Here is an 8,554-nt window from a genome sequence, read left to right as displayed (position 1 = left end):
TTAAAACCTCTTCTTCTTAACATCTTCTAAGATATTATTAGCTATATCACTTACTGTACTAGAAATAATAGCTGATTCATTAGCAATTTCAACATTATCTTTAGTAGTTTGATCAATTTGAGCTACGCTATCATTGATTTGAGTAATACCTGCAGTTTGTTCTTTAATACTTTCTGCCATATCATTGATAGATTGAACAAGTAAATTAGTATTAGCTTCTATTTCAGATAAAGACTTTTGAGTTCTCTCAGCTAGTTTTCTAACTTCATCAGCCACAACAGCAAAGCCTCTACCATGTTCTCCAGCACGAGCCGCTTCAATAGCTGCATTTAAAGCTAGAAGATTAATTTGATCTGCAATATCACCTATGATACCTGTAACATTTTTAATCTCTTCAGATTGAGTGATAACATCACTAGTTTTAACTGAAACATTTTGCATAGAAGAAGTGATCTCTTCTAAAGCTGCTGCAGTTTCTTCTAAAGATTGAGCTTGAGAATTTGAAGAAGTGGTTAAGCTTTGAACAGCAGTTTGTAATTTTCCACTTTCATTAGCTAAAGCATTAGCAAAGTCTGAACTTTGTTTTAGCATTTTAACTATTTCATCGCCTAAAGCATTGGTAGTTAATTCAACACTTCCTGAAGCATTAGAGATTTTATTTCTAAAATCTAAGCTTTTGTATTCTTCAAATATTTTATGAATAACATTCATATCAGAACCTACTCTAGCTTGTAAAACATCAAGAAGTTTATTTAGAACATTTTTAAGTTCAATAAGTTGCGGGTTTCTTGGATTAGCAGTAATTCTTGCTGTTAAATTACCACCTTCTACAACTGATACGGTTTGAACTGATTCTTTAACAGCTTGATTGTCTTGTTCTAAACCTTTTTTAGTAGCAAGGATGTTTTCGTTGATAGCATTTGAGATTTGTCCAAATTCATCATTGCTTTTTACTTCTATAGTGGAAACATTTTTTGTTTTATGATTGATGAAGTCAAAGAAATTTTGCAAAGATTTAAAAATTGAATTAATTTTTGCACTTACCATATATTTTATACACATATATACAATAGCTGAAATTATAATTAAAAATATAACAACTACAGCAACTATAATTAACTGAAGATTATATAAAGGTTTTAAAACTGAATTTTTAGGGGTTGTTACAAGTATACTCCAATAACTTGAATCTTCTAGGGTACTAAAGGAGACAACCGAAGCATAACTAGTTAAACCTGTAGATGTATAAAAATTATTGATTAAAATATCTCTATGTTCTTTAATAGCACTTAATATAGGAGCTACAGAAGGAGAATGGTTGTATTCATTGATTTTTTGCAAAATTGCTTTAGGATTTTCATGTATAACAAATGTTCCATCATCTGTAAGTAGTAATCTTTGATCTCCTTCGTGAAAATTTAATGAAGGATCAAGTAAAGCTTTAGACATCTGTGAAAGCTCTAAAGAGAAACCAATAACTCCTGCAAAATCTCCTTTTTGATTAAAAATAGGCATTCCTAAGTTTATCCCTAAAAATTCTCCATTGCCATAATCAAGACGCTTAACTGAACCAAAAATAATCTTTTGTTCTCCATTGTGCACATTGTTTTCAATTTTTGAGATTACAGGTATACTGTTATACATATTTTTATTTTGTATAAATGTTTTAATACCTCCGTCAATCCCTGGAGTTGAATCATTATAAACAATAGATAAATTTCCATTTTGAATGTCTTTTTCTTTATTTCCTGATAAGACTGAAAGATCTTTAATGTATAAAAAAGCATAAGTGGTATGCATACTTGAATCTAATGTTTTTTTGGTTAAATTTTCCAATACATTAATGTCAATGCTCCCATTATCATTAATAACTTGTTGTATACTAGTACCTAATGCTTTAGAGAGTAAAAAAGGTTCATTAAGCGTGGATTGCATATAATTTACATATCTTTTTGAAGCTATATCTAGAGCAATTTCTGCTTCTTTTTCCATATTTTGAGAAACTTTCCATGATATGATGGCAATCATAAAGACTAAGCTAACCATAACACTTCCAATTACTGAAAGGGTTAATTTAGTTCCGATAGATTTTAACATTGTCTTCCTTTCTTGTATATTTATTTTCTAGAATTATAACTATAAAATGCTTATTTTTTTCTAAAAAAGTTATTAATTATTAATTAATATTTTGTTAATATTAATTAATAATTAAATTAAATAATGTTAAAATACATTTACATCAAATTTATATTAAGGAATAGCAATGAAAAAGATTTTCATTTCTTTTGTTGTCCTAGCGACATGTTTATGGGCAAAAAATACCGCCTATACTGATGAAGTTGTATCGCTTTATCTTAATAAAGATGATACTAAAGTCATAGGAAGACTTTTACCTACAAATCCTTTTGAAGTGTTAAAAAGCGCAAATAACAGGGTTTTGCTAAAAATTGATGGTTATGTAAATCCTAAAGCACCTTCTGTGATTTATTTCAATGACTCTCAAAGAATTATTGTTGCAGCTTTTTCTAAAAATACAAAATTAAATTTCTCTCAAAGAATAACTGGAAAAAATGGAAAATGGGATAAGGTAAGCCTTGAAATTTGGGCAGATAAAAAAGAATTTGTCAAAGACAATAAAGAAATGTTAAATCGAGCCAAAGAGCTTTTTGTAAATAACTGTGGAATTTGCCACGCTATCCACAAAGAAAAAGAATTTACAGCTAATGCTTGGCCTGCAATTTTCCGTTCTATGGCCGATAGAACAGGTATTGATAAAAAAGACAGATGGCTAGTTATAGAATACTTACAAAAAAACGCAAAAGATTTTAAAACAAAATAAGGAGAAAAGCATGCTAGATAGAAGAAAATTTTTAAAAATTGGAGCGAGCTTAAGTGCTTTACCTCTCATTCCAAGCTTAAGTGCAGGAAAAACCGTAGAAGCTTCAAAAGTTAGCCTCGGACTTGTAAAAAATGGAGAAGTGATTACCGCAGCACACTGGGGGATTTTAAAACTCACTATAAAAGATGGTAAGATAGTAAAAAGTGAACCTTGGGAAAAAGTTACAAAAATGGATAATCCTTTACAGCACTATACTGCCGATATGGTTTATAAATCTCGTGTGAAGTATCCTTATGTGCGTAAATCCTACCTTGAAAATCCTGACAATCCTAAACCTGAGCTTCGCGGAAAAGATGAGTTTGTTCGCGTAAGTTATGGTGAAGCGATCAAGCTTATCGCCAAAGAGCTTAAAAAAACAAGAGATAGTAAAGGTGCAAGTGCGATTTTTGGTGGAAGCTATGGCTGGAAATCAAGTGGAAATATGCAAAACTCACGCATCTTACTTCATAGATTTTTAAATGTAACAGGTGGATTTGTAGGAGCTACAGGAGACTATTCTACAGGAGCTTCTCAAGTGATTATGCCTTATGTTGTAGGATCGATTGAAGTTTATGAGCAACAAACCTCATGGGAAAATATCTTAAGTGATTCTAAATATGTTGTGATTTGGGGTGCTGATCCGCTTTCTACTTTACGCATAGCTTGGACTTCAAACGAACAAAGAGGTTTGGCGTATTTTGAAAAACTTAAAGACAGTAAAATCAAAGTGATTTGTATAGATCCTGTAAAAACCACTACAGCGAAATTTTTAAATGCCAAATGGATAGCTCCACGCCCAAATACCGATGTAGCTTTAATGATGGGTATGGCAAGCCATTTAATTGCTAAGAAAAAAATCAATTACGAGTTTTTAGACACTTACACTACAGGCTTTGATAAATTTAAAGATTATTTAGAAGGTAAAGAAGATGGAGTGAAAAAAGATACCAAATGGGCAAGTAAAATTTGCGGTATCGATGAAAAAACTATCAAAAATTTAGCTGAAACTTTTTATGATAATCCTACTATGATTATGAGTGGTTGGGGTATGCAAAGAGCACATCATGGCGAACAGCCTCACTGGATGTTAGTTACTCTTTGTGCGATGTTAGGACAAATCGGCACAAAAGGAGGTGGTTTTGGATTAAGCTACCATTACAGCAATGGTGGTGTTCCAACTTGCAAAGGCGGAGTTATCGGCGGTATGACAGCAGGTAGCTTAGGAATTTGGAACAATGGTAAATTTAAAGGTTTAGCAAAAAGCGAAACTTCAAACGAAGGTGCAGAATGGCTTCAAAATGCAGCGAGTTATTCTTTCCCTGTAGCAAGAATCGCTGATGCTTTACTTCACCCTGGAAAAACCATAGATCACAACGGCTCTAAGCTTACCTATCCTGATATTGATTTTATTTACTGGGTAGGTGGAAATCCTTTAGTGCACCATCAAGATACCAACACTAACGTAAAAGCATGGAGAAAACCACGCACCGTTGTGGTAAATGAAATTTACTGGACTCCAACAGCTAAAATGGCAGATATTGTTATGCCTGTAACTTCATCTTATGAAAGAGATGATATTACCATGACAGGAGATTATTCAAATATGCATATAGCTCCTATGAAACAAGCAGTTGAGCCTGTGGGTGAAAGCAAAGATGATTATGTAATTTTCTCTGATATTTGTAAAATTTATGGAAAAGATGTCTTTAATGCCTACACAGAAAATGGCAAAAAAGCTAAAGATTTCATCAAAGAATACTACAACAGTGCCCTAAAACAAACTCAAAGTTTTGGCGAAGCTTTTGCTACTCCTATGCCAAGTTTTGAAGAATTTTGGGCTAAAAATAAACCAATCACTTTTGAACCAACAGCTGAAAGTTTAGAATGGACTCGTTTTTCAGAATTTATTGAAGATCCTATCTTAAATGCTCTGGGTACAGATTCAGGGCTCATTGAAATTTACTCAGAAACGATTAAAAATTATAATTATGATGATTGCAAAGCCCATCCTACTTGGTTTGAGCCTATTGAATGGCTTGGAAATGCAACCAAAGAAGCACCTTTCCACTTACTTACAAACCACCCAAGAGATCGCTTACACTCTCAACTTTGCCACACAAGCTTAAGAGATACTTATGCAATAAAAGATAGAGAGCCGATTTTAATCAATTCCAAAGATGCAAAAAAACTTGGTATAAAAAATGGCGATGTAGTGCGCGTGTTTAACAAACGTGGCGAAGTTTTAGCAGGGGCTGTTGTAAGTGATGAAATCATGCAAGGGGTTGTAAGGCTTTGTGAAGGTGCTTGGTATGATCCTAATGAAAACGGACTTTGCAAATGTGGAAATGCAAATGTTTTAACCATGGATATACCAACTTCAAAACTTGCCAATGGCAATATCTCTCACACAGGGCTCGTAAACATAGAAAAATTTAAAGGTGAACTACCAAAACTTACTGCCTTCAGTGCGCCAAAAGGTGTGAACTAAATTTAAGAAAGCCGCAAGGCTTTCTATTGTCCAAGCAAATTTAAACTTAAAGCCATTATTGCCATTCCTAATATAAGTCCATATAAACTATCATGGGCCTTATCATAAGTTTTTGCAGCGGGCAAAAGTTCATCAAGAGATATAAAAACCATAATTCCTGCAATCACAGCAAAACTTATAGCTAAAGTAAGATCGCCTATAAAAGGCAATAAAATCAAAGCTCCAACAAAAGCACCCAAAGGCTCTGCAAAACCCGAAAGAGCTGAATAAATAAAAGCCTTTTTCTTATCTCCTGTAGCATGGTAAATTGGCAAACTCACAGCCAAACCTTCAGGGATATTGTGTATAGCCACAGCTATAGCTATAGCAATTCCTAAAGTAAGATTATCAAGACTCGAAATAAAAGTAGCAAAACCTTCTGGGAAATTATGTATAGCAATAGCTAAAGCTGTAAAAATCCCTGTGCGTTTTAAAGCTTTAGTATTAATCTGATGTAATTTTTCTCCAGGATGAAATTTCGGAGGATTTTGTCCTTTTTGAGGTAAGGGACAAATTTTTAACTCGCTTAAATCCTCTTTAGGCTCGTGAGGATTGACATCTTCGGGGATTAATTTATCAATCAATAAAGATATTAAAATTCCACCAAAAAAACAAGCCAATCCTAAAATCTCAGCCCAATGCGAATCATAGTGATTTTTAAAATCTTTCAGCGCAGTGGGTAAAATTTCCATGAAAGAAATATATATCATTACCCCAGCTGAAAAACCAAGTCCTAAAGAAAGCACTCTTAAATCATCTTTTCTAGAAAAAAAGGCTATTATAGAACCTATAGCTGTAGAAAAACCTGCAAAAAGAGTCAGTAGCATTGCGATAAAAATTTGTTCAAAGGTAAATTGCATTAATAATTCTTAACTTCAATAAAATTTCAATATTTTAAATACTTATATTTATAAAAAGTTAACATATGGTAAAAATACAAAAGATATTAAAATTTTTAAGAATATTTTAAGAAATTATAGAATACTATAGTAAGTTTTTTATAAATTTTTAAAAGTTAAGGAAAAAATATGAATTTTCGTTCTTTAAATATAAGCACTAAGCTTATTCTATCTGTAGCTATAGGGGTAATTTTAGGCATTATCGTATTAGTTTCAACAGTTTCCATATATATTTCTGAAAATATGGAGAAAGAGGCCAAGGATTCAATATTTTTAGCTTCAAAAAGATACACCAATTATATGGAAGGTATTCTAAATGAAACTGTTGCACTTACAAAAGGAACCGCAACTTCCTTAAATGATATGTTTGAACACAATAATCAAGTTGATGCTGATTTGATTGAAAGCTTAATGAAAAATTTATTTGATAGTAGTTTATATTCAGCTTATACTTTTTTGTATTTAAAAGATACTTCAGTACTAGGGGATGCTCAAGGAATCGATAAAAGATACACAAGTTCTGATGGTAAAACTTTTGCTATGATTTATTTTGATCAAACCACTGGAAAATCTGGAGGAATAGAAACGATTCAAACGCCAAATAATTTTGGTAATTTAAAGATTATAGAGCAAGTAGAAAAAAATGCTAAATATGGAGATAAAGACAGTTTATTTGTTGGGCCACCAACTAAACTTAACTACGATGGAAAAGATTTTCTAGGTATTAATTTTGGAATGCCTATTTTTAATAATAAAGGTAAATTGATTGGAGTTGCTGGATATACTTTAGATTTTTCTGAAGTTTCTGAAACCATACTTGACCCAAAATTAGATTTTTTTGAAGGGGATTTAAGATTTTTAATGACTGATAAAGGTGTTATTGCCATTCATAAAAATCATAATGCCATTTTAAAAACACTCAATGATATAAATAAAGATCCCTCTGTTGAGTTAGTCAATAACGCTGTTAAAGAACACAAAACTGTTATAATAGATGATTATGTTGCTTCAACTGGAGATTTAAGCTATGCATCCGTTTCATCTTTTAGCACTGCAAATAATTCAAGTTATTGGAGTATGGTTGTAACTGCTCCTAAAAATTCAGTTTTAGCACCTTTAAAGAAACTAGAAATTATTTTTATCGTTATTTCTTTTTTTATACTACTTGTCATATTGATTATAGTTTATGTCTGCGTTAAAAAAATAGTTGGATCTAGAATTCCTGTCATTTTAAAATCTTTAGAAAATTTCTTTCGTTTTTTAAATCACGAAAAACACGAAGTTGATTTAATTTCAATCAAAGCCGATGATGAACTTGGAAAAATGGGCAAAATGATCAACGAAAACATCCTTGCTACTAAAAAAGGTTTAGAACAAGACAATCAAGCTGTTAAAGAATCAGTTCAAACCGTATCAGTTGTAGAAGGTGGTAATTTAACAGCAAGAATTACTGCTAATCCAAGAAACCCGCAACTTATTGAACTTAAAAATGTTCTAAATAAACTTCTTGATGTTTTACAAGCTAGAGTAGGTTCTGATATGAATGTTATTCATAAAATATTTGAAGAATACAAAAGCTTAGATTTTAGAAATAAAATCTCTAATGCTTCAGGAAGTGTTGAATTAACTACCAATGCTTTAGGCGATGAAATAGTTAAAATGCTAAAACAAAGTTCAGACTTTGCTAATGCTTTAGCTAATGAAAGTGGAAAATTACAAACTGCTGTTCAAAGCTTAACCACTTCTTCAAATTCTCAAGCTCAATCTTTAGAAGAAACTGCAGCAGCTTTAGAAGAGATCACTTCTTCTATGCAAAATGTTTCAGTTAAAACTAGTGATGTTATCACTCAATCTGAAGAGATTAAAAATGTTACAGGTATCATAGGTGATATTGCAGATCAAATTAATCTTCTAGCTTTAAATGCAGCTATTGAAGCGGCTCGTGCTGGAGAACATGGTAGAGGCTTTGCTGTTGTGGCTGATGAAGTTAGAAAACTAGCTGAGAGAACTCAAAAGTCTTTATCTGAAATAGAAGCTAATACTAATTTACTTGTTCAATCTATCAATGATATGGCAGAAAGTATTAAAGAACAAACTGCAGGTATTACTCAAATCAATGATAGCGTAGCTCAAATTGATCAAACTACTAAAGATAATGTTGAAATTGCTAATGAATCAGCTATTATTTCTAGTACAGTAAGTGATATAGCTAATAATATCTTAGAAGATGTTAAGAAGAAGAGGTTTTAA

General features: G+C 31.9%; 5 protein-coding genes. 3 read left to right on the top strand and 2 right to left on the bottom strand.

The genetic code is table 11. The features are described from left to right. On the bottom strand, positions 1-2,097 hold the full coding sequence (locus AJN70_RS00035; RefSeq protein ID WP_070295297.1) for a methyl-accepting chemotaxis protein: 2,097 nt from the start codon (positions 2,095-2,097) through the stop codon (positions 1-3). A 166-nt stretch (positions 2,098-2,263) separates the two neighbouring features. On the opposite strand from AJN70_RS00035, the gene AJN70_RS00030 reads away from it, so the two are divergent. Together AJN70_RS00030 and AJN70_RS00025 are read left to right on the top strand one after the other, a co-directional pair. Beyond that, positions 2,264-2,839, top strand: a complete 576-nt coding sequence (locus AJN70_RS00030) for a cytochrome c3 family protein (RefSeq protein WP_070242974.1) — start codon at positions 2,264-2,266, stop codon at positions 2,837-2,839. 10 nt (positions 2,840-2,849) lie between these two features. Next, positions 2,850-5,366: a molybdopterin guanine dinucleotide-containing S/N-oxide reductase gene (locus AJN70_RS00025; protein ID WP_070295295.1), complete on the top strand. Its 2,517-nt coding sequence runs from the start codon at positions 2,850-2,852 to the stop codon at positions 5,364-5,366. 23 nt (positions 5,367-5,389) lie between these two features. Here AJN70_RS00025 and zupT read toward each other — a convergent pair whose 3' ends face one another. Next, on the bottom strand, positions 5,390-6,265 hold the full coding sequence (gene zupT / locus AJN70_RS00020; protein ID WP_070295293.1) for a zinc transporter ZupT: 876 nt from the start codon (positions 6,263-6,265) through the stop codon (positions 5,390-5,392). A gap of 168 nt (positions 6,266-6,433) precedes the next feature. Here zupT and AJN70_RS00015 point away from each other — a divergent pair, with 168 nt between their 5' ends. Beyond that, positions 6,434-8,554, top strand: a complete 2,121-nt coding sequence (locus tag AJN70_RS00015; RefSeq protein ID WP_070210108.1) for a methyl-accepting chemotaxis protein — start codon at positions 6,434-6,436, stop codon at positions 8,552-8,554.

The sequence above is a fragment of the Campylobacter sp. BCW_4341 genome (genome assembly GCF_001764255.1).
Classification (GTDB): domain Bacteria; phylum Campylobacterota; class Campylobacteria; order Campylobacterales; family Campylobacteraceae; genus Campylobacter_D; species Campylobacter_D jejuni.
This window is presented reverse-complemented; position numbering and strand designations above follow the sequence as displayed.

Coding starts and splice junctions, on each gene's coding strand:
- AJN70_RS00035 (WP_070295297.1), bottom strand. CDS start 2,097: ATGTTAAAATCTATCGGAACTAAATTAACCCTTTCAGTAATTGGAAGT.
- AJN70_RS00030 (WP_070242974.1), top strand. CDS start 2,264: ATGAAAAAGATTTTCATTTCTTTTGTTGTCCTAGCGACATGTTTATGG.
- AJN70_RS00025 (WP_070295295.1), top strand. CDS start 2,850: ATGCTAGATAGAAGAAAATTTTTAAAAATTGGAGCGAGCTTAAGTGCT.
- zupT (WP_070295293.1), bottom strand. CDS start 6,265: ATGCAATTTACCTTTGAACAAATTTTTATCGCAATGCTACTGACTCTT.
- AJN70_RS00015 (WP_070210108.1), top strand. CDS start 6,434: ATGAATTTTCGTTCTTTAAATATAAGCACTAAGCTTATTCTATCTGTA.